General features: G+C 47.4%; 23 protein-coding genes. 20 read left to right on the plus strand and 3 right to left on the minus strand.

Annotated elements, in window-relative coordinates:
* Positions 1–219 precede the first annotated feature (219 nt).
* Positions 220–2,067 carry a M2 family metallopeptidase gene (locus QN395_RS07455; RefSeq protein ID WP_322119587.1) on the plus strand — a complete coding sequence of 616 codons (1,848 nt, stop codon included), beginning with the start codon at positions 220–222 and terminating at the stop codon, positions 2,065–2,067.
* A gap of 274 nt (positions 2,068–2,341) precedes the next feature.
* Here QN395_RS07455 and QN395_RS07460 read toward each other — a convergent pair whose 3' ends face one another.
* Positions 2,342–3,583, minus strand: coding sequence for a CaiB/BaiF CoA-transferase family protein (locus QN395_RS07460; protein ID WP_322119586.1), 1,242 nt, complete (start codon positions 3,581–3,583; stop codon positions 2,342–2,344).
* Between the two features lie 71 nt (positions 3,584–3,654).
* On the opposite strand from QN395_RS07460, the gene ugpQ reads away from it, so the two are divergent.
* The 9 genes from ugpQ (at position 3,655) to QN395_RS07505 (ending at position 13,285) form a co-directional block, all read left to right on the plus strand.
* Entirely contained in the window at positions 3,655–4,389 is a 735-nt protein-coding gene (gene ugpQ, locus QN395_RS07465; protein WP_322119585.1) for a glycerophosphodiester phosphodiesterase, read from the plus strand.
* A 156-nt stretch (positions 4,390–4,545) separates the two neighbouring features.
* Positions 4,546–4,920: a hypothetical protein gene (locus tag QN395_RS07470; RefSeq protein ID WP_322119584.1), complete on the plus strand. Its 375-nt coding sequence runs from the start codon at positions 4,546–4,548 to the stop codon at positions 4,918–4,920.
* 214 nt (positions 4,921–5,134) lie between these two features.
* On the plus strand, positions 5,135–7,747 hold the full coding sequence (gene alaS, locus QN395_RS07475; RefSeq protein WP_323492219.1) for an alanine--tRNA ligase: 2,613 nt from the start codon (positions 5,135–5,137) through the stop codon (positions 7,745–7,747).
* Entirely contained in the window at positions 7,744–8,262 is a 519-nt protein-coding gene (locus QN395_RS07480; protein WP_322119582.1) for a GNAT family N-acetyltransferase, read from the plus strand. Before alaS ends, QN395_RS07480 begins: the two co-directional genes overlap by 4 nt.
* Before the next feature lie 4 nt (positions 8,263–8,266).
* Positions 8,267–8,788: an NUDIX domain-containing protein gene (locus QN395_RS07485; protein ID WP_322121616.1), complete on the plus strand. Its 522-nt coding sequence runs from the start codon at positions 8,267–8,269 to the stop codon at positions 8,786–8,788.
* Positions 8,789–8,981: 193 nt separating this feature from the next.
* Complete coding sequence (locus QN395_RS07490) at positions 8,982–9,209, plus strand: sulfurtransferase TusA family protein (RefSeq protein WP_322119581.1); 228 nt, start codon at positions 8,982–8,984, stop codon at positions 9,207–9,209.
* A 343-nt stretch (positions 9,210–9,552) separates the two neighbouring features.
* Complete coding sequence (locus QN395_RS07495; RefSeq protein ID WP_322119580.1) at positions 9,553–10,305, plus strand: electron transfer flavoprotein subunit beta/FixA family protein; 753 nt, start codon at positions 9,553–9,555, stop codon at positions 10,303–10,305.
* 90 nt (positions 10,306–10,395) lie between these two features.
* Positions 10,396–11,325 carry an electron transfer flavoprotein subunit alpha/FixB family protein gene (locus QN395_RS07500; RefSeq protein WP_322119579.1) on the plus strand — a complete coding sequence of 310 codons (930 nt, stop codon included), beginning with the start codon at positions 10,396–10,398 and terminating at the stop codon, positions 11,323–11,325.
* Between the two features lie 169 nt (positions 11,326–11,494).
* Complete coding sequence (locus tag QN395_RS07505; RefSeq protein WP_322119578.1) at positions 11,495–13,285, plus strand: acyl-CoA dehydrogenase; 1,791 nt, start codon at positions 11,495–11,497, stop codon at positions 13,283–13,285.
* A gap of 238 nt (positions 13,286–13,523) precedes the next feature.
* Here QN395_RS07505 and QN395_RS07510 read toward each other — a convergent pair whose 3' ends face one another.
* Positions 13,524–13,940: an NINE protein gene (locus QN395_RS07510; protein WP_322119577.1), complete on the minus strand. Its 417-nt coding sequence runs from the start codon at positions 13,938–13,940 to the stop codon at positions 13,524–13,526.
* A gap of 214 nt (positions 13,941–14,154) precedes the next feature.
* Here QN395_RS07510 and rpsP point away from each other — a divergent pair, with 214 nt between their 5' ends.
* From rpsP to QN395_RS07545, 7 genes are all read left to right on the plus strand, one after another.
* Entirely contained in the window at positions 14,155–14,406 is a 252-nt protein-coding gene (gene rpsP, locus QN395_RS07515; RefSeq protein ID WP_110255824.1) for a 30S ribosomal protein S16, read from the plus strand.
* Positions 14,407–14,423: 17 nt separating this feature from the next.
* Positions 14,424–14,981: a ribosome maturation factor RimM gene (rimM, locus tag QN395_RS07520; protein ID WP_322119576.1), complete on the plus strand. Its 558-nt coding sequence runs from the start codon at positions 14,424–14,426 to the stop codon at positions 14,979–14,981.
* Between the two features lie 41 nt (positions 14,982–15,022).
* Complete coding sequence (trmD, locus tag QN395_RS07525; protein ID WP_322119575.1) at positions 15,023–15,781, plus strand: tRNA (guanosine(37)-N1)-methyltransferase TrmD; 759 nt, start codon at positions 15,023–15,025, stop codon at positions 15,779–15,781.
* A gap of 125 nt (positions 15,782–15,906) precedes the next feature.
* Positions 15,907–16,287, plus strand: a complete 381-nt coding sequence (gene rplS, locus QN395_RS07530) for a 50S ribosomal protein L19 (protein ID WP_322119574.1) — start codon at positions 15,907–15,909, stop codon at positions 16,285–16,287.
* A gap of 106 nt (positions 16,288–16,393) precedes the next feature.
* Positions 16,394–17,080: a CoA pyrophosphatase gene (locus tag QN395_RS07535; protein ID WP_323493100.1), complete on the plus strand. Its 687-nt coding sequence runs from the start codon at positions 16,394–16,396 to the stop codon at positions 17,078–17,080.
* Positions 17,081–17,247: 167 nt separating this feature from the next.
* Positions 17,248–18,198, plus strand: coding sequence for a CobD/CbiB family protein (locus QN395_RS07540; protein WP_322119572.1), 951 nt, complete (start codon positions 17,248–17,250; stop codon positions 18,196–18,198).
* Between the two features lie 251 nt (positions 18,199–18,449).
* Positions 18,450–18,779 carry a DUF3579 domain-containing protein gene (locus QN395_RS07545; RefSeq protein ID WP_322119571.1) on the plus strand — a complete coding sequence of 110 codons (330 nt, stop codon included), beginning with the start codon at positions 18,450–18,452 and terminating at the stop codon, positions 18,777–18,779.
* A 19-nt stretch (positions 18,780–18,798) separates the two neighbouring features.
* Here QN395_RS07545 and QN395_RS07550 read toward each other — a convergent pair whose 3' ends face one another.
* Complete coding sequence (locus QN395_RS07550) at positions 18,799–19,713, minus strand: LysR family transcriptional regulator (RefSeq protein ID WP_322119570.1); 915 nt, start codon at positions 19,711–19,713, stop codon at positions 18,799–18,801.
* 244 nt (positions 19,714–19,957) lie between these two features.
* Here QN395_RS07550 and QN395_RS07555 point away from each other — a divergent pair, with 244 nt between their 5' ends.
* The 3 genes from QN395_RS07555 to QN395_RS07565 all read left to right on the plus strand — a co-directional run bounded on the left by QN395_RS07555 (position 19,958) and on the right by QN395_RS07565 (position 22,773).
* Complete coding sequence (locus QN395_RS07555) at positions 19,958–20,692, plus strand: histidine phosphatase family protein (protein WP_323492218.1); 735 nt, start codon at positions 19,958–19,960, stop codon at positions 20,690–20,692.
* 9 nt (positions 20,693–20,701) lie between these two features.
* Positions 20,702–21,466 carry an SDR family oxidoreductase gene (locus QN395_RS07560; protein WP_322119568.1) on the plus strand — a complete coding sequence of 255 codons (765 nt, stop codon included), beginning with the start codon at positions 20,702–20,704 and terminating at the stop codon, positions 21,464–21,466.
* Between the two features lie 77 nt (positions 21,467–21,543).
* Positions 21,544–22,773 carry an acyl-CoA dehydrogenase gene (locus QN395_RS07565; protein WP_322119567.1) on the plus strand — a complete coding sequence of 410 codons (1,230 nt, stop codon included), beginning with the start codon at positions 21,544–21,546 and terminating at the stop codon, positions 22,771–22,773.
* Positions 22,774–22,834 lie beyond the last annotated feature (61 nt).

The following is a 22,834-nucleotide window of genomic DNA, read 5'->3' on the forward strand; positions in this document are numbered from 1 at the left end:
CAAGCTCTTTCGTAGCCTTGTTAGCAAGCCCGTGATTAAGCTCGTTTTTGAGATTGTTTTAGCCCAGCTTGTCCTGATCAATCTTGAGCTTCACTATGAGTATCAGCACAGCATAGGCACAAAGTAGTGCTGCATTGCAGCGTAAAAAGTTGTCGCTTATTTACTCATCGGCATACTGAAGTCATTACCGATGATCTCGTCGTTTTTAATAAGGATCTTATGCGTTATTCCACACGTTTTTTACCGGTACTGACTGCCATCGCAATGGCGTTATCCGTACCTGTGACGGCCATGGCCCAAACCGCCGCGTCAGCCAAAGTCAAAGCCAAGCCGCCGACCGTGGCCGAAGCAGAACAGTTTTTGCGTGACAGCGAAGTACGTTTGCAACAACTGTCGGTGATCTCGCAACGTGCTGCTTGGGTGTATGAGACGCATATCACCGACGATACTGAGGCAATGTCGGCGCAAGCCAGTGAACAGGCTTTAACCGTCGGCAGTGAAATTGCGATTCAGGCGCGTCGCTATAATCACTTGCCTCTGTCAGTGGACAGCAAACGTAAGTTAAAACTATTGCAGCTCAATTTAAGTCTGAGCAACGCGGCTGACCGCGAAGCTTACACCCGCCTGAGCACCTCGCTGGCAGGTGAATATGGCAAAGCCAAATATTGCAAAAAGGCAGATGATCCAAGCACCTGTCTGGATCTGGGGCAAATGGAACAAATCATGGCAGAGAGCCATGACCCAGCGGTACTCAAAGATATCTGGATGGGCTGGCATCATCAGGCGACCAAATATAAAAAGAGTTATGTCGATTATGTCGCCGTGTCCAACAAGGGTGCGCGAGAAATGGGCTACGCCGATACCGGCGCATTGTGGCGTTCAGAATACGATATGTCGGCGGATGAATTCGCTGCCGAGAGTGAGCGCCTGTGGCAGCAAGTCAAACCTTTGTATGAATCTTTGCATCAGTATGTGCGTTTGAAATTACGTCAGACCTATGGCCCTGATGTGGTGCCGCTGACAGGGCCGATCCCCGCCCATTTGTTTGGCAATATGTGGAGTCAGACCTGGGAGAATTTATATCCTATCGTCAGACCGCAAGGCCAGGATGCCTCTTTGGATGTTGGCGCAGTATTGAAGCAAAAAAATATCGATGCCAAAGGGATGGCCCAATTTGCCGAAGGTTTTTATACCTCGCTGGGGATGGAATCCTTGCCCGCGACGTTCTGGCAAAAATCGATGTTGACCAAGCCGCGTGATCGCGAAGTCGTGTGCCATGCATCGGCTTGGGATCTGGACAACATGACCGATGTACGCGTTAAGATGTGTATGAATCAGACGACCGAAGACTTCACTACGATTCATCATGAGTTGGGTCATATTTATTATGATCTTGCGTATCGTAAACAACCGTTTTTGTTCAGAGGGGGCGCAAATGACGGCTTCCATGAAGCGATCGGCGACACGGTTGCCTTGTCCGTAACACCAGAATATCTGAAGCAAATCGGCTTGCTGAATCAGGTGCCGGATGTATCGCAAGATATTGGCGTGTTGTTGAATCGCGCCTTAGAAAAGGTCGCTTTCTTACCGTTCGGTTATCTGGTGGATCAATGGCGTTGGAAGGTGTATTCCGGTCAGGTTGCGCCTAAAGATTACGACAAAGTCTGGTGGGAGCTGCGGGAGAAATATCAAGGGATCAAGCGACCTGCGCCGATGGAAGCCGACGGCTTTGATGCGGGCGCAAAATATCATGTGCCTGCCGATACGCCCTATGCTCGCTATTTTATTGCCGATATTTTGCAGTTCCAGTTTCATCGCGCTTTGTGCAAAGAAGCGGGTTATGTTGGTCCGTTGAATCGTTGCTCTAACTACGGTAACAAAAAAGCCGGTGCCAAATATCAAGCGATGCTGTCCATGGGTGCAAGCCGTCCGTGGAGCGAGGCACTGAAAACCGTTTCTGGCGAAGAGAAGATGGACGCCTCGGCAATTCTGGATTATTTCGCACCATTAAAAGTCTGGTTAGATGCGCAAAATACTTTGCTGATGAAGCAGGATGTAAAGGGATAATCGAGGCGATACATTAAAGGCCAGCAGTGGGGGCGGGTATTGAAATAAGCTGTATTTAAGCTGCGATAATATTGAATACTCTGGGTAAGTATATTTTATTGTCCATATAAAGTCTGGTTATTAGCTTATTTTGATAGCATACTCCCCCTATTTATCGGTATTTTAAAATATAAAAGGGAGTGGCTTTTTGGCCACTCCCTTTTTGCTTTAGTTGATAGTTTTGACTAAGTTGATGGCTAAGTCAGCGCAAGCTAGCCCCATGCTTAAACCAAGATCAAATAATGCGATTTTTAATTAAGGTCGCAATCTTTTCATCATCGTAATGCAGTACGTCGCGCAGAATTTGCTGGTTGTGCTGCCCCAATAACGGTGGCGGTGCCTGATACTGAGTGGGTGTGACGGATAATTTCATCGGACTGGCAACCAGCCTGACTTTATCTGCCGTAGGGTGGGGCAGATCAAGCCGCATCTCGCGGGCGATGACTTGTGGATTGTCGAACACTTCTTCCAGATTATTGATCGGGCCGCATGGTACGCCAGCACTTTCTAATAAGTCTATCCACTCTTGTTTGGTTTTTTGTTTGACCATCTCGGCCAATTGCGGCACTAGTTGATCTCTGTGCTGTACGCGTCGTGGATTAGTAAAGTACAGGGGATCGTCTGCCAGTTCAGGGCGACCGCCTGCATGTACAAATTTAGCGTACTGACCGTCATTTCCGGCGGCCACAATGATGTGTCCGTCTGATGTAGCGAAGGTTTGGTAAGGCACGATATTCGGATGTGCATTGCCCCAGCGTTTTGGTGCGACCCCGCTGGCAAGGTAATTGGTGTTCATATTGGCCAGCATGGCGACTTGTACATCCAGCAGCGCCATGTCGATGTATTGGCCTTCTCCTGTGCGATCCCGGTGTGTTAGCGCTGCCATGACGGCAATGGTGGCGTACATGCCAGTCATCAGGTCTGCAATTGCGACCCCCGCTTTTTGTGGGCCGCCTCCGGGCAAATCATCACGTTCGCCGGTCAGTGACATAAAACCGCCCATGCCTTGCACAATAAAATCATAGCCAGCGCGATGCGCGTATGGTCCGGTTTGACCAAAACCTGTGATGGAGCAATACACCAGATCAGGTTTTAGCTGCTTTAGGTTGTCGTAGTCCAGACCGTATTTTTTGAGTTGGCCGACTTTATAATTTTCCAGCACGACATCGGATTGTTGTGCCAGTTCGCGGATGATTTGCTGACCTTCTTTGGTGGCGATATCAACGGTGATGGCGCGCTTGCCCCGATTGGCTGCAAGGTAATAAGCAGCTTCGCCGGTATTTTTCCCAGCATCGGATTTGAGAAAAGGCGGACCCCAGCTGCGGGTGTCGTCGCCGACTTCTGGTTTTTCCACCTTAATTACTTCTGCTCCCAGATCAGCTAGATTTTGCGCACACCATGGCCCTGCAAGCACGCGGGTGAGATCCAGTACGCGGATATGTCCGAGGGAAGTCTTGTTGTTTTCTGTCGTCTGCATATATGCTATGTCCGTTCGATTGGTCGATACTATTCTGGTAAGTCAAACAATGCTGAGAGGAATTCAATACGATGATAACTAGTTGGCCTTATCCTAAAATAATCGCGCACCGTGGTGGTGGCACGCTCGCTCCAGAAAATACCATTGCTGCAATGCGATGTGGACTGGAGTACGGATTTCACGCAGTTGAGTTTGATGTCATGTTATCAAAGGATGGTGTGCCTGTGCTAATGCATGATCCTTTATTTGGTCGCACTGTGCGCGGCGATGGTGGCGTCGCAGCTAGCTTGGCAGCCGAGTTACAACAGATGGATGCGGGAAGCTGGTTTTCTGAGCGGTTTGCCGGAGAGCGTATCCCGACTTATGTGCAAGTGATTGAATTTTGTCAGCAACATCGGATCTGGATGAATGTCGAGATTAAACCGGTACCGGGGTTTGAAGAGATTACCGGACGAGTCGTAGCAGAAGTGACTAAGCAGATGCAGGCGGGTGATGACGTGCTGTTTTCTTCCTTTTCATTTGACGCTTTAATGCAGGCTAAGCTAGTGGCACCAGAGATCAAGCGTGGATTTTTAACCGACCAGATTGAGTGGGATTGGCAGCAGCGATTAGAACAACTGGACGCGATTGCCTTGCATACCAACCACAAACATTTAACGCCTGAGATCGCACAACAGATCAAAGCTGCAGGCTATGGTTTGTTTTGTTATACGGTGAACACGCCAGAGCGCGCTCGGGAAATTTTTGATTGGGGTGTCGACGCGTTTTGTACCGACCGGATTGATTTGATTGCAGCCGATTTTTGATTGTTACATTCGCTTACGCGGCTTACAGTTTTAATGTCAGCAGCTTGTATTTTGACCTCGTTATAGGCTCATGAGTGACGCAGTTAAAATTAGGATTTACGCAAAACTGCATCACTTGGTCAGTAAAATTACTTTAATCCATCGAAAGGGAAGATCATGAAATCCAACAAAAACACAATCACACGTATCATCTCCAGCAAAATTGCTCCCGCATTGATTGTAAGCTTGTTCGCGATGCCAGTATTTGCGCAAACCGCTGCGACAACGAACACACCTAATATCGATAAACGTCAGGATAATCAACAACAACGCGTTGCCAATGGCGTTAGCAGCGGCGCACTGACCGCAAAAGAAGCTACTAATTTGGAAAAACGTGAATCTAAAATCGAAACTGATAAACAAGCAGCGAAAGCAGATGGCACCGTCACCAAACAAGAGCGCGCAAAACTGCAACACGAAGAAAACCGTGCCAGCAAAAAAATCTATGCAAAAAAACACAACGCACGTACAGCAAGTTCGCCAGGTCAATAAACTTAGTTGCGCTTAACAAAATAGACCACTGTCAGATGTTTTAAGCAGCTGATTTAAGAGAGATCGGTCTCTCTAAAAAGTAGAGGAAAAGTAGAACCCGTCTGGCATTCGACGCCAGGCGGGTTTTGTTTTTATGGCACAAAATGCCGGAAGTTATCACGTATAATCAAGAGCTAACTTTTTAAAACCGCATCAATCTGCCCTGAAAATTACTATGAACTCGTCTGAAATCCGCGATAAATTCCTCAGCTTTTTCGAATCCAAAGGCCATACACGAGTCCGTTCGTCCAGCCTTATCCCCGGCAATGACCCGACTCTGTTGTTCACCAACTCCGGCATGGTGCAATTTAAGGATGTTTTCCTAGGTCAGGACAAGCGCAATTACACCCGCGCAACCACGGCGCAGCGCAGCGTGCGAGCAGGTGGTAAGCATAACGATCTGGAAAACGTCGGTTACACAGCCCGTCACCACACATTTTTTGAAATGCTGGGTAATTTTTCCTTCGGTGATTACTTCAAGCGCGATGCAATCAACTATGCATGGGAATTGCTGACTGTCGTTTATGGCCTGCCAAAAGACAAGCTGACGGTGACGGTGTATCAGGAAGATGACGAAGCCTACGATATCTGGAAAAACGAAATCGGCGTACCGCCTGAACGCATTATCCGTATCGGCGACAATAAAGGCGCTCGTTACGCATCAGACAATTTCTGGCAGATGGCAGACACAGGACCATGTGGTCCGTGTTCTGAAATTTTTTATGATCACGGCGCCGATATCTGGGGTGGTCCTCCAGGTTCACCTGATGAAAACGGTGATCGTTTTATCGAAATCTGGAATCTGGTGTTCATGCAATTCAACAAGGATGAGCAAGGCGTTTTGCATTCTTTGCCAAAACCTTGCGTCGATACCGGTATGGGACTGGAGCGCATTGCGGCGGTATTGCAGCATGTGCACTCCAACTACGAAATTGATATCTTCCAAAATTTGATTAAAGCCGCCGCGCGCGAAACGGGCTGTACCGATCTACATCACAATTCTTTAAAAGTCATTGCGGATCACATCCGCTGCGCAGGTTTTTTGATTGTTGACGGCATTATTCCCGGTAACGAAGGACGCGGTTATGTCTTGCGTCGTATCACGCGCCGTGCTCTGCGTCATGGTCACAAGCTAGGTCAGCCACAGCCATTTTTCTACAAACTAGTTGCTGATCTCGTGAAAGAAATGGGTGAGGCTTATCCCGAGTTGGCAGAGGCTGGCGAGCGCGTTGCTCAGGTTTTGAAACAGGAAGAAGAACGTTTTGGCGAAACGCTGGAACATGGCATGAAGATTCTGGAAGCAGCACTCGCCAAAGACAGCAAAAATCTGGATGGCGCGACGGCTTTCACCTTGTATGACACCTACGGCTTCCCGTTGGATCTGACGGCAGATATTTGCCGTGAGCGCAATGTGGTGCTGGACGAAGCTGGTTTTGATGCTGCTATGGCGCATCAGAAGCAAACTGCTCGTGCTGCAGGTAAGTTCAAAATGGCTGCGGCAATTGAATACAGCGGGGACAAAACGAAGTTTGTCGGCTACGAGCAACTGAGTAACGACAGTAAAGTGATTGCTTTGTACGTCGATGGCAGCGCGGTCTCTCAATTGCAAGCTGGTCAGGCAGGTATTGTGGTGCTGGATGTGACGCCTTTCTATGCTGAATCTGGCGGTCAGTGCGGTGACTCTGGTGTTTTAAAATCCAGCGCCGGAGCGGTGTTTGAGGTCGCGGATACGCAAAAAATCCAGGCCGATGTATTTGGTCATCACGGTACATTAATTACTGGCACATTAGAAGTTGGACAAAGTTTGCACGCGCAAGTCGCAACAGCCGTGCGCGCGCAAACAGTGCGTAATCACTCGGCTACGCATTTAATGCACAAGGCCTTGCGTGAAGTATTGGGCGCGCATGTATCGCAAAAAGGTTCCTTGGTTGACGCTGAGAAAACCCGTTTCGATTTCAGCCACAACGCACCGATGACCGACGACCAGATTCTGCAAGTAGAAACGATAGTCAACCGCGAAATTTTGTCCAATGTGGCTGCGCAAGCGCAAGTAATGTCGTATGACGATGCGATCAAGCATGGTGCAATGGCTTTGTTTGGTGAGAAGTATGGCGATGAAGTGCGCGTATTGGATATTGGTACGTCACGTGAGTTGTGCGGTGGCACGCATGTGACCCGTACCGGCGATATTGGTCTGTTTAAAATTGTGTCAGAAGGCGGGGTTGCCGCAGGAATACGCCGTGTTGAGGCGGTTACTGGTGAAGTCGCACTTGAACTGGTGCAAACCTTGAACCAGCGTGTGAATGAGATCGCAGCCGCTCTCAAAACTCAACCAGAGAAATTAACCCAGCGCATAGCGCAATGGCAAGATCAGATGAAGTCTCTAGAAAAAGAACTGGCTACTCTGAAGTCTAAGGCAGCTGCAAATCAGGGTGAGGCCTTGGCAGATCAGGCGGTAGAGATCAACGGTGTCAAAGTATTGGCAGCAATGATGGAAGGTGCAGACGCAACCGCATTGCGCGAAACTATGATTAAGCTTAAAGATAAATTGAAAACAGCCGCCATCGTATTGGCCGCAGTCAATGAAGGCAAAGTCAGTTTGGTCGCAGGTGTGACTGATGATGCAACTTCAAAAATTAAGGCGGGTGACTTGGTGAACTTTGTGGCTCAGCAGGTTGGTGGCAAAGGTGGCGGCCGTCCTGATATTGCCCAGGCGGGTGGCACTGATCCATCTGGTTTACCTAAAGCCTTGGCAGCTGTACCTAACTGGATTAAAGAGCGCCTATGATATTTATCCGCCGTGCTGAATTAACAGATGCCGCTCAGATACAGCGGGTATATGCAAGTACCAATGCGTACTCTAATACCTTGCAATTACCACATCCTACCGTTGAGATGTGGCAGGAGCGTTTAAAACAGTTTAATCCGAATGACACTTTGCTTATCGCGATGTACGACGGTGTGATCGTTGGCACGGCGGGTTTGCATGTAGAGAGTGCGGTCAGGCGACGCCATGTAGCCTCTTTGGGAATGGGTGTGGCGGACTCTTTTAGCGGCCGCGGCGTTGGTACGGCATTAATGGTGGAGTTGATGAATCTGGCCGATAACTGGCTTAATTTGTTGCGTCTTGAGCTTTATGTCTACGCCGATAATGCCGCGGCAATTCACCTGTATAACAAATTTGGTTTTGAAATTGAGGGAACCCATCGCGCACATTCTTTGCGCAATGGGGTTTTCATCGATACTTATTCTATGGCGCGTTTTCATCCTAAACAGCCCCAAGTTCCACTAATGTCACGTTAGGTTTCTGATGGAAATCAAATTCTGTCCGGTATGTGCCCAATCGCTTGAGCATCGCTCTGATGAGCAGGAAGCGGGAAAAATCCGTTTAGCGTGTCCAGAAGGTCATTGGACACATTGGGATAATCCTTTGCCAGTTCTGGCAGCCCTAGTCGAGGTCGAAGGACATATTTTGTTGGCGCGTAATGCCGCGTGGCCAGAAAAAGTGTTTGCGCTGATTACCGGGTTCATGGAGCGCGGCGAAACGCCTGAGCAAGGTATCGCCAGAGAACTCAAAGAAGAGACTAATCTCGACGCTGATCAGATCAATTTGATTGGCGTGTATGAGTTCATCAAAAAAAACGAAGTCATCATTGCCTATCATGTAAAGGCATCCGGCGAGATTCGTTTGTCACCAGAATTACTGGAATATCGTTTGATTCAACCGGAGAAGTTGCGTCCTTGGCGAGCCGGTACTGGTTATGCAATGGCTGACTGGATGCGCGCGAACGGTCTTGAGCCAGTTTTTGCTGATTGGGGCAGTTCCTGAGTGATGAATCCGCAACAGATTCTCACTAAAGTTGTGCAAAAAATTACGAATATCACTCGATTTTTTTCTTGAGTTGCTGCGTTGCACCATGTTGATTAATTTTCCGGTAGAATTGGTGCAAAGTTTTTGTAATGACTTTGTAAAAAAATGAAGTTGTTGTTTCAATTTGTTTATTCCCGCTACTGGAAAAATCATGCAATTCAATAAAGAACTGGACGCACGTGGACTGAATTGTCCGCTTCCAATTTTAAAGACGAAAAAAGCGCTGGCCGACATGATCACGGGCGAAGTTCTCCACGTGATTGCAACAGATCCCGGCTCTGTGCGCGATTTCAAAGCCTTCTCCAAGCAAACCGGTAATGAGTTGTTGTCTCATTTGGAAGGCAGTGCAGAATATGAATACTTTATCAAACGGAAATAAGTTTGATTGATAGGTCATGTTAAAGCGTCACAACTGAGAAAATAGCGTGACAAACAAGCGCCATCAATGAAAAAAGCCCGCAATGCAACGCGGGCTTTTTTCATTTTACCTATACTAAGAGACGATTTAGGTAGTCTGCTCTACTGCACTTCTGGTCTGAAAAGAACGATCGTGCTAAATTGAGCGACTACTTAGCATTTCGTCTTATAATTGGAGCAGTTAACGTGCACGTCAATTAAAGACCGTCGCATTCCATGTAATATCAGAATTCATCAAGATCAATAACTATTACTTAGTATCGTCATCTGTTTAAAATGAGTTTAATTTCTACAAAGGCAGAACTATGAAAGTCCTGGTACCAGTCAAACGTGTCGTCGACTATAACGTCAAAGTACGCGTCAAATCCGATGGCAGTGGTGTTGATATCGCCAATGTCAAAATGTCCATGAATCCATTCGATGAAATCGCTGTAGAAGAAGCGATGCGTTTGAAAGAAGCGGGTGTCGTTACTGAAGTTATCGCAGTATCATGCGGTGTCGCGCAATGCCAGGAGACACTTCGTACAGCAATGGCAATTGGTGCTGATCGCGGAATTTTGGTCGAAAGCGATGCAGAGTTGCAGCCTTTGGCAGTGGCTAAATTACTCAAAGCGTTGGCTGATAAAGAGCAACCGCGATTGATTATTCTTGGCAAGCAAGCGATTGATGATGACTGCAATCAAACTGGTCAGATGTTGGCTGCTCTGCTTGGCTGGCCTCAAGCGACTTTTGCATCTAAAGTCACTATTGCTGACGGTAAGGCAACGGTGACGCGTGAAGTTGACGGTGGTCTCGAAACTTTGTCTCTGACTCTGCCTGCAATTGTCACGACCGATTTGCGCCTTAACGAGCCGCGCTATGTGACTCTGCCTAATATTATGAAGGCAAAGAAAAAGCAGCTGGATAACGTTAAGCCTGCTGATTTGGGCGTCGATGTTGCTTCACGCGTAAAGACACTCAAAGTCGTTGAGCCGGCGAAACGCTCCGCTGGCATTAAAGTCCCTGACGTAGCAACGCTGGTCGCTAAGCTGAAAAACGAAGCCAAAGTATTGGGCTAATCTCAGTTCGCACTGGATTAAGCTTTTTATCTTTAAGAATAATCATTTGGGGGTGGCGATTACGGCCCCCCAATTTATGTGGGAAACATCATGACTACACTTGTCATCGCTGAACACGACAATGCTAGCCTCAAAGGCAGCACCTTAAATACGATTACTGCTGCGATCCAATGCGGTGGCGACGTCCACGTATTGGTTGCAGGTTTTAATGCTGCAGCGGCCGCACAAGCAGCAGCACAAATTGCTGGCGTGAGTAAAGTATTGCACGCAGACGCAGCGCATTTTGCTGATGGTTTAGCTGAAAACGTCGCAGAACAAGCACTGGCAATTGCTGCTGCTTATAGTCACATCCTTGCGCCAGCGACTGCTTATGGTAAAAATATTTTGCCACGTGTCGCTGCTAAGCTGGACGTATCGCAAATCTCTGAAATTACTAAAGTCGACACTCCCGATACTTTCGAGCGCCCAATCTACGCTGGTAATGCAATTGCTACAGTGCAGTCGACTGACGCGATTAAGGTAATCACAGTGCGCAGTACAGGTTTTGATGCAGCGGCTACTGGTGGTTCTGCTGCGGTAGAGACGATCGCAGCAGTTGCTGATTCTGGTAAATCGGCCTTCGTTTCACGTGAGTTGGCAAAATCCGATCGTCCTGAATTGACTGCAGCGAAAGTGATCGTCTCTGGTGGTCGTGGTATGGGTTCCGCAGATGCATTTAAAGTATTGGAACCGCTGGCAGATAAGCTCGGTGCAGCAATGGGAGCATCCCGTGCGGCAGTTGATGCTGGTTATGTGCCAAACGATTGGCAAGTTGGTCAGACTGGCAAAATTGTAGCGCCACAGTTATATATCGCAGTTGGTATTTCTGGGGCAATTCAGCATCTCGCCGGCATGAAAGATTCTAAAGTCATCGTTGCGATCAACAAAGATCCAGAAGCACCGATCTTTTCAGTTGCTGACTATGGCATCGTCGGCGATTTGTTCGACATTGTTCCGCAACTGGTTACTGAGTTGGGCTAAGTAGGTATTCGCTGAAATAGTAATAAAAGTAAGCAGATGAATTAAATTGATACGAATGCGATGGGCAGAAGTCGTCGCATTCAATCTTTCAATATAAATGGGGCAGGGTAAGCAGGTTTGTGATGATCCTGAATATCCTGTCCTTTTTTTGAGTGAATTTGGAGTGAATATGAGCTACGTTGCGCCCTTGAAAGATATGCTGTTCGTTATGAACGAGTTGGCAGGTTTGGCTGAAGTCAATGCTTTGCCCGGATGCGAAGATGCGACCCCGGAGACAGTTGAGGCTGTGCTTGAAGAGAATGCCAAATTTGCAGGCGAGGTTGTTGCTCCTTTAAACTGGACTGGTGATCAAGCGCCAAGCTATTGGAAAGAAGGTCAGGTATTCACCACCAAAGGCTTTAAGGAAGCTTTTAAGATGTTTGGCGAAGCGGGGTGGCAAGGTGTGCAGCATCCTACAGAATTCGGCGGTCAAGGATTGCCTAAGCTGGTCGCTACGCCGTGTATCGAAATGCTGAATTCCGCTAGTATCTCATTTGCATTGTGCCCGCTTCTAACTGACGGCGCGATTGAGGCTTTGTTGACTGCTGGTAGCGATGCGCAAAAAGCGCTGTATTTAGAGAAGCTGATTGCTGGTAAATGGACAGGTACGATGAATTTGACGGAGCCACAAGCCGGATCGGATTTGGCGATGGTTCGCACCAAAGCGGTTCCGCAAGGCGATGGCACGTTTAAGATTTTTGGTACAAAAATTTATATCACCTATGGTGAACACGATATGGCAGAAAATATCGTCCATCTGGTGCTGGCCCGCACACCGGATGCGCCTGAGGGCGTTAAAGGGATTTCTCTCTTCCTTGTGCCGAAATTTATGGTTAACCCAGACGGTTCTTTGGGGGCGCGTAATGATGCCCATTGCGTTTCGATAGAGCACAAACTGGGAATCAAGGCGAGCCCAACCGCAGTATTGCAATTTGGCGATAACGGCGGTGCTATTGGTACTTTGGTTGGCGAAGAAAACCGTGGTTTGGAATACATGTTCATCATGATGAATGCCGCGCGTTTCGGTGTTGGTATGCAAGGCATTGCGATCGCTGAGCGCGCTTATCAAAAAGCCGTTTGCTATGCTAAAGAGCGCGTACAGTCCCGCGATCTGGCAGGTTCTGCCGGGCCTGTCACTATTATTCATCACCCTGATGTGCGTCGCATGTTGATGTCGATGCGCGCGCAAACGGAAGGTGCTCGTGCCTTGGCTTATGTGGCTGCTGCTGCAAGTGATGCAGCTCATCACCATGGTGATGAAACAGTGCGAAAAATGAATCTCGCTTTCTATGAATATCTCGTGCCGATTGTCAAAGGTTGGTCTACTGAGATGTCCTTGAATGTCACATCAACTGGCGTGCAGGTACATGGCGGCATGGGCTTCATTGAAGAAACCGGTGCGGCACAGCACTATCGTGATGCACAGATCTTGACGATTTACGAAGGTACAACCGCAATACAGGCAAACGATTTAGTTGGACGGAAAACGGCCCGTGATGGCGGTGCGACAGCAAAAGGCATTATTGCGCAAGTACGCAAAACCGCTGCAGAGTTGGCTATGACGCAGTCAGACGATTTGATCGCTATTCAGCGTCAGTTGTTAGAAGGCGCTGATGCAATGGAAGAGGTTATCACCTATGTTGCCGCTAACTTTAAGTCTGATATAAAAGCGGTTTTTGCAGGTAGCGTTCCTTACCTTAAATTGGCGGGTATTGTATTAGGTGGATGGCAAATGGCGCGCGCCGCTTTGGTTGCTCAGCAAAAATTGCAAGCCGGTGACGGCGATGCCAGTTTTTATAAAGCGAAAATTGCGACCGCTCGTTTTTTTGCAGACCATATTTTGTCGGCAGCGCAAGGTTTGCGTAGTTCAATTGTTGATGGTAGTGCTGGTGTATTAGCGATGTCGGAAGAGCAGTTCTAAATATTGGCTTGTATCAATTGTAGTAAAAAACATAAAAGCGGCCTAGGCCGCTTTTATGTTTGTATCGTTGACTTGAGACTATTTTAAATTGGACTGCTTGGTAATAACATTGACGCCCGCTGTTTAATATACTCCCCCTTCAACTATGTGAATGATGTCTTATTGTCCATTAGTTCTCTGGGCATTAAAAATATACAGGGTCGGAGTATATTTAGGTATTGACGATTTTACGCAGTACTTAACCGAATGATCCGCCCGTGTATAGCAGGTCAAATGCACGTGCAATCGTTGCAATCAAGGCAAAAGCCCCAACGCCTAGCGTCAGCACCAAGATTAATGCGATTGGCCAATTAGAGTCGCTGACTTGTCCTGATTGCGCATTGTGGTTTGTATCCCATTTTTCATCCGGCGTTAAGCCAATCAATAGCGCCTCTAATGTTGCGATCAAAAATGAAAGTACGATAGGTGCGGCGGTAATTAAGAGTGGCGTGCCAAAGTAGAAGTGCCCCAATAGCCAGGACAGCGGTAACGTGATGAAATGTAGCCATCCCCAAAGATCTTTTTTCCCGTAAAGATAAAAGCGATGAGCACCAACGCTGCCTAACGTCGCCGCGAGCAATGTGCTCAGAGTTTTATTTTTGTGTGGTGTTTTCATTAAGTGGAGGGCTCCGGCAAAGTAATGCATGATTCTAGAGCAAGAGCGTGCTGTCTGCTTTGATATTACTACCTCAGAATGCGTTGTCATTTTGTAATCTCTCCTAAATTTGGCTCCTTACCGCCACAGAAAGTGGGATAGTGCTTGCTGTTTCCATGCTGTTCACGCTATAATTTGCGGCTTTTTCCGCGTTTAGACATTTTTTGGAAATATTATGGTCGTTATTCGTTTAGCTCGTGGTGGCGCAAAAAAGCGCCCTTTTTACAACATCGTTGCAACAGATTCACGCAATCGTCGTGATGGCCGTTTCATCGAACGTATCGGTTTTTACAACCCGGTAGCAACTGGCAATGCTGAGACAGTTCGTGTTGCAGCAGATCGCTTGGCTTACTGGCAAGGCGTTGGTGCACAATTGTCACCAGCAGTCGCTCGTCTGGTAGCTCAGTCTGGCAAGGCAGCAGCTTAATCGCTGTTGTTCTGTCTATGACGTCAGTTGGAGTACGTGCTCCTGATGATTTAGTCTTGGTTGGCTATATCTCGGGAGCATATGGCATTCATGGTTGGGTGAGGATACGTCCTTATTCTTCTGATGCAGATGCGTTAATGACTGCCAAAACTTGGTGGTTAGAGAATCCTCCGTTGCGCCCGGAATTGCATGATGTTGATCGCCTGGAAGTTAAAATTCATGGTGAAGATGTTGTAGCAAAATTAGTCGGTGTGGTGGATAGAAATACAGCAGAGGGGCTGAAAGGCTCCGCAGTCAAAATTCCTCGTAGTCATTTTCCCGCTTTATCTGAGGGAGAATTCTATTGGTTGGATTTGATTGGTTTGTCGGTACACAATCTGCAGGGCGAACATCTGGGTCAAGTCAGAGATTTGATGGATAACGGAGCTCACCCTATTTTGCGTGTGGCTGCTTCGGATATTCCAGAGATTGATTTGCCTAAACATGAACGCCTGATTCCTTTTGTTGAGAACTTTGTTAAAGAAGTGGATCAAAAGGCTGGCAAAATTACGGTTGACTGGGGTACAGATTATTAGTGAACATGGGAGTCGCTTAATGGAATCGGAAGGCATTTTAGATGCAATTTGATGTCATTACACTTTTCCCTGAAATGTTCACTGCGCTCACGCAGTCTGGTGTTACCCGGCGGGCATTTGAGCAAGGTCGATGTGCTTTGTCTTTGTGGAATCCACGTGATTTTACGACTGACAAACATCGTACTGTGGACGACAGGCCATATGGCGGCGGTCCCGGCATGGTGATGTTGGCTAAGCCGTTGCAAGCAGCTATTGAAGCTGCTAAAGCAAGGCAGATCAATTTGGCAAATGTGGATGCGATTGCTCCCAAAGTGATTTATTTGTCACCACAGGGACATCCGCTAAGCCACCAGCGAGTGATGGATTTGTCGCAGTTGTCTGGCGTTGTATTGCTATGTGGTCGCTATGAGGCAGTTGATCAACGTTTGTTGGATAGCTATGTGGATGAAGAAATTAGCCTTGGCGATTTTGTTCTATCCGGTGGTGAAATTCCAGCCATGGCGTTGATGGATTCTGTTATCAGGCAATTGCCGGGTGTTTTGCACGATGATGCCTCAGCGATACAGGATAGCTTTGTCAATGGTTTGCTCGATTGTCCGCATTACACTAGGCCAGAAATCTTCGAAAATGCGGTTGTGCCGGCTGTTTTGATGGGGGGTAATCACGCTGAAATTGAAAAATGGCGACGTGAAAGATCTCTTGAAGCTAGCCAGCTTAAGCGACCAGATTTGATAGTGCAAGCACGCGAAGCAGGTTTGCTCAGTCGTGCTGATGAAAAGTTTTTAAGTAATTTGTTGTAAAGCCGAATCGTAAGATTTGGTACTAAGCGTAAGGCTAGATAATTTTTAGTCTTGCATGTTAAACCCCATCCTCTACTGAGCATTGTTGTATTTAGCGTCAGCAAGATGGTATCCGGAGTAAAAAAATGGATCTGATCCAAAAATTAGAGGCAGAAGAAATTGCGCGCCTCGGTAAAAGTATTCCAGACTTCGCACCTGGTGACACAGTCGTTGTCAGCGTTAACGTAGTTGAAGGCACACGCAAGCGTGCTCAGGCTTACGAAGGCGTTGTTATTTCTCGTCGTAACCGTGGTTTGAATTCTAACTTCATCGTTCGTAAGATTTCATCTGGTGAAGGCGTTGAGCGTACATTCCAATTGTATTCTCCGCTGATCGCTTCGATCGAAGTTAAACGTCGTGGTGACGTACGCCGCGCCAAGTTGTACTACTTGCGTGAGCGTTCAGGTAAATCTGCTCGTATTAAAGAGAAATTGCCTGCTCGCAAGGTCGTCGCTGCTAAAGCATAGTAATATTTGCTTTGATGCGTTGAAAGAAAGGGATGCCTTCGGCGTCCCTTTTTTGTTTTATAGAGATGAAAGACATGCAGCAAAGCTTGTGATTTGTTGGTGTTTCATGCCATCAGAGGATATTTGTGTGAAGCTTAAGTTTAATCCTGAGGATTTACCCGTCCAATCGCTAGCGACGGAGGCGGCGGTTCCTGCATCCCGCTTATCTGCAGACTGGCTGCGTCAACATTTTTTGCAACCTCCAACTTGGACTCCAGAGTTGGCTGATGAGCATTTACTTTCTACGATCACCTCTTTTAAACCCGCATCAGTATTGATCCCCTTAGTCATGCGAGATCAAGGTTTGACATTGCTGCTGACGCATCGGGCTGCTCATTTAAATGATCATGCCGGGCAAATCAGTTTTCCTGGCGGACGATGTGAGGATAGTGACGGCTCGGTTGTAGAAACTGCTCTGCGCGAAGCTGAGGAGGAGGTTGGCTTGCACCGCAAGCACGTTGATGTGATCGGTATTTTGCCTGAATATCTTACCGGAACTGGTTATCAGGTAACGCCTGTAGTGGCATTAATACAGCCACCGTTTGAATTGAAAATTGATTCATCTGAGGTTGCTTCTTTATTTGAAGTGCCATTATCATTTTTAATGGATGGTCAAAATTATCAGCGTCGTGCGTTTGATTTGCCAAATGGGCAGGGGCAACGCGTTTTTTATGCGATACCATACCAACAGCATTTTATCTGGGGTGCAACTGCCGGTATGTTGCGCAACTTGTTCCATCTGCTGCGCGCTTGATTTTGTTTTTCAATAAGTTTCTCAATGAAACTGAATATGGCAAAGCATGAATAACAGTCGGCTTATTAGAAAAATAATCAGGAACTTCATAATCTGAGTAAATCAGTTTACACTTGTCGCATTTGCAAATCCGTTTCTAGCTGGAAACGCTATAAACTTATCCAACCATGACATTCATTTCCATACTTTGTGCCTTACTGATCGAGCAATTGAAACCTCTGCGGGTGGATAATCCGATTTATTTACAAGTACAAAATTTAGCAGTAAAGATAGAAGCTTGGTGTAATGCTGGTAAAGCTAAGCACGGTCGTTTGGGCTGGTGGATTTTAGTCGTTGCGCTTACGCTGCCGACGGCTTTGATCTATTGGCTATGCTTACGCCTCAGCCCTTTTGCTGCTTTGGCATGGAATATTGTTATTGTCTATTTGACGCTTGGCTTTCGTCGCTATAGCCACTACTTCACTTCTATTCAGCTCGCGTTAAGCTCGGGCGATGAAGCTGCTGCGCGTGCCTACCTCGCTGAGTGGACGCACTTAGATACCTCCGATATGGATATCTCCGAAATCTCCAGACTCGCTGTAGAGCGCTCGTTAATCGCTACTCATCGCAATGTTTTTGGCGTGTTCTTTTGGTTTTTAATGCCAGTTGGCCCTGCCTGTGCGGTCATGTATCGGGTTGCTGAATATCTGGCTCGTGCCTGGAATGAGCCAGAACACATGCGTAACGAAGAGTTTGGTCTATATGCGACTAAAATTTTTTATTGGATTGATTGGGTACCAGCTCATTTGACCGCAGTTGCTTTTGCAGTCGTCGGTAATTTTGAGGACGCTGTGTATTCTTGGCGTAATTATGCTGATCGTTGGTCAGATGAGTTGGTCGGCATCATTTTATCTGCCGGCGGTGGCGCATTAGGTGTTCGATTAGGGGATCCGGAAGCAAAAGCGATGGTATTGAGCGCAGACGCTAGTGCGGTCGATATTGATAGCCTGGATATTGAAAGTCAGCCCGGTGCAGAGGCATCGCCAAGATCGCTACAAAGCGCTGTTGGCCTGGTTTGGCGCGCTTTATTATTATGGATGCTGCTCTTGCTGCTGTTATCGTTTGCAGTTTGGTTGTGATCTGGATATTTAAATCAGATTAAATTGAAAATTAAAAAACCCACATGATGTTGATGTGGGTTTTTTACTCTTTACTCGCGATAAAAATGCACTATAGTAAGGAGAATAATTTGGGTTTAATAGATGTCCCGATTTTTATCTTTAGGCGGTTTTTAAACCAAGTCTTCTATAAGATATAATACTCATGTATTTTAAAAGCTAGGCACATCAAAAGCGTGCCCAGGTTAACCTTCTAGCAACGAGCCGCCCACATGGCCGATTCCGACAAAAACAATTTAACTCCGGTACGCGAGTTTTTTATCCAGGGTCTTACCAGCGACGGCAAGCAGTTTCGGCCAAGCGACTGGGCAGAACGCCTGTGCGGTGCCATGTCCTGTTTTCGTCCTGATGCTGGCAGAAACGCACATTTGCAATACTCACCTTATGTTCGCCCGATTTTATTAAATGGTGTGCGCTCTGTTGTCGTGAATGAAGCAATTCGTGAGATAGAGCCGCTGGCATATCATTTTGTGGTGAGCTTTGCCAAAGACAATGACTTGCAAATCATTGATGCTTGTTTGTTGCCTGACCCTATCAAATAATCCCCGATTTTTAAAAATCTCACGCCATCATCGAAGCTTGAAAAGCTAAGGTGATCTGTTCCCGTAACCAGCGATTTGCCGCATCATTTTCTACATTCTGATGCCAGTATAAATACACGTCCCAAGATGGCATCGGCAGCGGTAACGGAAAAATCTGATTTCCGAACTGTTCGTTCGCAATCCTGGCATAAGCCTCTGGCATTGTCAGCAATAAATCGGTCTGACTGGTGACTCTGCATGCAGCGAAATAATGCTGGCAGCGCAAGCGAATACGCCGTTGTAAGCCAAGCCGGCTTAATTCAAAATCCTCCAGCCCAGGCCCTTTACGGCGCGAACTTGCCAGAATATGCTCTGCTTGCAAATAGGTCTCTAAATCGAGTTTGCCTTGTACCAGCGGATGATCTTTGCGCGCCATCACCACTGTCGTGTCTTGCGATATTTTTTGACGACGAATCTCGTTTGGCAGCGGTAATAACACATCAATAGCAGCATCTACTGTGCCTGCCGCTAACTCGCTGACTAGTTCCCTACGTTCAACTTGTATTGCCGCCAGATCAATCGTTGGTGCTTGCTGGGTGATGCTGGTGAGTAGTGGTGGTAGCACGGTCGATTCCAGCACATCGCGTAATGCCAACGTAAATTGTTTGCTCGCAATAGCGGGATCAAATCGACCAGCGTCCGACAAAGTGACTTCCAGTCCGCGCAGAGCCAATCGCACTGGTTCTATGATGCTACGCGCCAATGGCGTAGAAACCATGGCATGTCCCTGCCTTACAAATAGCGGATCATCGAACAGGTTGCGCAAGCGATTCAGCGCATGACTAATCGCTGGCTGCGTCAGATATAGTTTTTGACTGGCACGCGTTACGCTGCCTTCTGTGTAGATCGCTTCAAATACAGAAAACAAATTCAAATCAACTTTAGATATATGCATAAAATTAATGTAATTTAATTATAACTATTCATTTGATAGATTGTAGCGCAAGCTTTACCATGATTCACAAAGTTAATTTGGCAAGTTGATCGACTGAGTTGATTGAATAAATACGTTGAATAAATACCTTGAATAAGTTCATTCAATAAGTTCGTCTACCTAGCCGAACAATTCAGTCAGTCATGAAATCAATCAACTCAGCCAGGCATTTAAATTCAAGTTGGACAATTAAACGGGACAAGCAATGGGACAGATTTATCTGGTACGTCACGGACAAGCTTCTTTCGGTAGTCAAAATTACGATCAATTATCCGAGCTAGGCGTAGCGCAAGCCGTGCAGCTTGGTCAATGGTGGAGCGCTCGCAATCTGGAGGTGTCACGCGTCGTCACTGGCAAGTTGCTACGTCATCAACAGACTGCCAAAGCCTGCATAGCTGCTGTGCAGAACGTGGCTGCTGATGCACTCAATACAGATGCATGGCAAGAGGACGCTGGCTTCAACGAATATAACCATCACGAGGTTTTGGCCCGGCATGTTCCCGCGTTTGATGACCCTTCCGCAGTCAAGCGTTTTTTGATGACGCCAAACGCCAAACAGGTGTTTCAAACTATTTTTCATGAGGCGATTGCGCGTTGGATGACGGGTCTATATGACGCTGAATATACTGAATCATGGGCAGAGTTTCGTCAACGCTGTATCGCAGCGCTGGAGCGTCAATTAACGTATCCCGATCCTGCAAAAAATATTGTGATCTTTACCTCCGGGGGCACTATTTCCGCTTTGTGTCAGCACGTGCTGGGTTTCCCTGATCCGCGTTTTGCCGAATTGAACTGGTCGCTGGTTAACAGCGGCGTGACACGTTTCCATGTCCAGCCGGCCTTAGTGCAAGGTCAATCGCCACGTTTGGCATTGGCTTACTTAAATAATTTTTCTCATCTGGAGTTATCCAATAACCCCGGTCATATCACTTACGTTTAGGAGTTGGAGATGACAGATTTGTTTGATTTAACTGGCAAGGTCGCACTGGTCACAGGTGCCAGCCGTGGCATCGGTGAAGAAGTCGCCAAAATGCTGGCGGCTCATGGCGCGACGGTGATTGTCTCCAGCCGCAAAGCAGAGGCTTGCGAAGCGGTGGTTGCTGCGATCCAGGCTGCAGGTGGCAAAGCTGAGGCACGCGCCTGCCACATTGGTGAAATGGCGCAGATTGATGCGCTATTTGCTGACATCACAGCCGCACACGGTAGACTCGATATTCTCGTGAATAACGCAGCGACCAATCCACATTTTGGACACATTACGGAGACTGATCTGGGCGCCTTTCAAAAGACCGTTGATGTCAACATTCGCGGCTACTTTTTCATGTCTTCTGCGGGTGTCAAATTGATGGCAAAAAATGGTGGTGGCAGCATCATCAACGTCGCCTCGGTTAATGGTGTTGTCCCCGGTGGCATGCAGGGTATCTATTCGATTACCAAGGCGGCAGTGATTGCGATGACGAAATCCTTCGCGCTGGAGTGCGCCGCAATGGGTGTGCGCGTGAACGCATTACTGCCAGGTGCCACAGATACCAAGTTTGCCTCTGCCTTATTCCATAACCCCGTCATTTTAGAAAAAGCATTGAACCGTATTCCCATGAAAAGGATTGCAGAGCCAAGTGAAATGGCAGGTACCGTTTTATATCTCGCCTCGGCCGCATCTAGCTATACAACGGGCGCTTGCATCAATGTCGATGGCGGTTATTTAGTTAATTAATAGCGATATAAAACTCATCAGATTGAATCGAAAAGTCGATCAAATCGGGTCGATCAAATTTCCCTTAAAGGTAGAACATGGATTTTCAATACAGCCCCAAAGTTAAAGCATTACAAGCGCGTTTAATCGCGTTTATGGATGCTCATATTTATCCCAACGAAGCTAATTTCTATGGTGAGATTGCGGCCAACCGCAAGGCCGGTGATCCGTGGATTCCGACCAAGATTGTAGAAGAATTAAAAGTCAAAGCACGCGCAGCCGATTTGTGGAATTTGTTCTTGCCCGAATCCAGCCATGGCGCAGGCTTGACCAACTTGGAATACGCACCGCTGTGCGAAATTATGGGGCGTTCTTTATGGTCAGCAGAAGTGTTTAATTGCGCCGCGCCGGACACCGGCAATATGGAAGTATTTGCCCGCTACGGCACGCCAGAGCACCAAGAAAAATGGCTGAAGCCTTTGTTAAATGGCGAGATTCGTTCTTGCTTTGCGATGACAGAACCAGCTGTTGCCTCATCGGATGCGACTAACATCGAAGCGTCGATCGTGCGGGATGGTGATGAGTACGTGATTAATGGTCGCAAATGGTGGTCATCTGGTGCCAACGATCCGCGCTGCAAAGTATTCATTTTTATGGGTAAGAGCGATCCTGACAATGCAGATCGCCATAAGCAGCAATCGATGATCATTGTGCCGCGTGATACCAAGGGCGTGACGATTCTGCGTGCACTGCCTGTCTTCGGTTATGACGATGCGCCGCATGGTCATGGCGAGGTGTTGTTTGAGAACGTGCGTGTGCCGGCATCTAATATTCTGTTAGGTGAAGGTCGTGGTTTTGAAATCGCCCAAGGTCGTCTTGGTCCTGGCCGTATCCATCACTGTATGCGCCTGATCGGCCTGGCAGAACGTGCGCTGGAAGATATGTGCAAACGCTCGTTGACACGGGTTACTTTTGGCAAGCCGGTAGCAGAGCAGGGCGTGACATTAGAGCGGATCGCAAACAGCCGTATTCTGATTGATCAGGCACGCTTACTGGTGTTGAACGCGGCACAAATGATGGATACCGTCGGCAACAAAGCAGCAGCCAAAGAAATCGCTATGATTAAAGTGGCGGCACCCAACATGGCATGCACGGTGATTGACTGGGCAATACAAGCGCATGGCGGTGGCGGTGTGTCGAATGATTTTGGCCTGGCCTATTCTTATGCACAAGCGCGTACTTTGCGTTTAGCCGATGGTCCGGATGAAGTGCATCGCAACCAGATCGGTAAGATGGAATTAAAAAAATATAAGACCAATACGCACTAATAAGCACTAAATCACATTAAGTTGAATCGTAGAATTGAATCTTAGTTTCAGTTTCTAAAAT

The sequence above is a fragment of the Undibacterium sp. RTI2.2 genome (assembly GCF_035018705.1).
In the GTDB taxonomy this organism is placed as follows: Bacteria; Pseudomonadota; Gammaproteobacteria; order Burkholderiales; family Burkholderiaceae_D; genus Undibacterium.

Coding starts and splice junctions, on each gene's coding strand:
- QN395_RS07555 (WP_323492218.1), top strand. CDS start 19,958: ATGGGACAGATTTATCTGGTACGTCACGGACAAGCTTCTTTCGGTAGT.
- QN395_RS07540 (WP_322119572.1), top strand. CDS start 17,248: ATGACATTCATTTCCATACTTTGTGCCTTACTGATCGAGCAATTGAAA.
- QN395_RS07500 (WP_322119579.1), top strand. CDS start 10,396: ATGACTACACTTGTCATCGCTGAACACGACAATGCTAGCCTCAAAGGC.
- QN395_RS07535 (WP_323493100.1), top strand. CDS start 16,394: ATGCCATCAGAGGATATTTGTGTGAAGCTTAAGTTTAATCCTGAGGAT.
- QN395_RS07505 (WP_322119578.1), top strand. CDS start 11,495: ATGAGCTACGTTGCGCCCTTGAAAGATATGCTGTTCGTTATGAACGAG.
- alaS (WP_323492219.1), top strand. CDS start 5,135: ATGAACTCGTCTGAAATCCGCGATAAATTCCTCAGCTTTTTCGAATCC.
- rplS (WP_322119574.1), top strand. CDS start 15,907: ATGGATCTGATCCAAAAATTAGAGGCAGAAGAAATTGCGCGCCTCGGT.
- trmD (WP_322119575.1), top strand. CDS start 15,023: ATGCAATTTGATGTCATTACACTTTTCCCTGAAATGTTCACTGCGCTC.
- QN395_RS07565 (WP_322119567.1), top strand. CDS start 21,544: ATGGATTTTCAATACAGCCCCAAAGTTAAAGCATTACAAGCGCGTTTA.
- QN395_RS07560 (WP_322119568.1), top strand. CDS start 20,702: ATGACAGATTTGTTTGATTTAACTGGCAAGGTCGCACTGGTCACAGGT.
- QN395_RS07545 (WP_322119571.1), top strand. CDS start 18,450: ATGGCCGATTCCGACAAAAACAATTTAACTCCGGTACGCGAGTTTTTT.
- rimM (WP_322119576.1), top strand. CDS start 14,424: ATGACGTCAGTTGGAGTACGTGCTCCTGATGATTTAGTCTTGGTTGGC.
- QN395_RS07480 (WP_322119582.1), top strand. CDS start 7,744: ATGATATTTATCCGCCGTGCTGAATTAACAGATGCCGCTCAGATACAG.
- QN395_RS07490 (WP_322119581.1), top strand. CDS start 8,982: ATGCAATTCAATAAAGAACTGGACGCACGTGGACTGAATTGTCCGCTT.
- QN395_RS07510 (WP_322119577.1), bottom strand. CDS start 13,940: ATGAAAACACCACACAAAAATAAAACTCTGAGCACATTGCTCGCGGCG.
- QN395_RS07550 (WP_322119570.1), bottom strand. CDS start 19,713: ATGCATATATCTAAAGTTGATTTGAATTTGTTTTCTGTATTTGAAGCG.
- QN395_RS07495 (WP_322119580.1), top strand. CDS start 9,553: ATGAAAGTCCTGGTACCAGTCAAACGTGTCGTCGACTATAACGTCAAA.
- ugpQ (WP_322119585.1), top strand. CDS start 3,655: ATGATAACTAGTTGGCCTTATCCTAAAATAATCGCGCACCGTGGTGGT.
- rpsP (WP_110255824.1), top strand. CDS start 14,155: ATGGTCGTTATTCGTTTAGCTCGTGGTGGCGCAAAAAAGCGCCCTTTT.
- QN395_RS07470 (WP_322119584.1), top strand. CDS start 4,546: ATGAAATCCAACAAAAACACAATCACACGTATCATCTCCAGCAAAATT.
- QN395_RS07455 (WP_322119587.1), top strand. CDS start 220: ATGCGTTATTCCACACGTTTTTTACCGGTACTGACTGCCATCGCAATG.
- QN395_RS07460 (WP_322119586.1), bottom strand. CDS start 3,583: ATGCAGACGACAGAAAACAACAAGACTTCCCTCGGACATATCCGCGTA.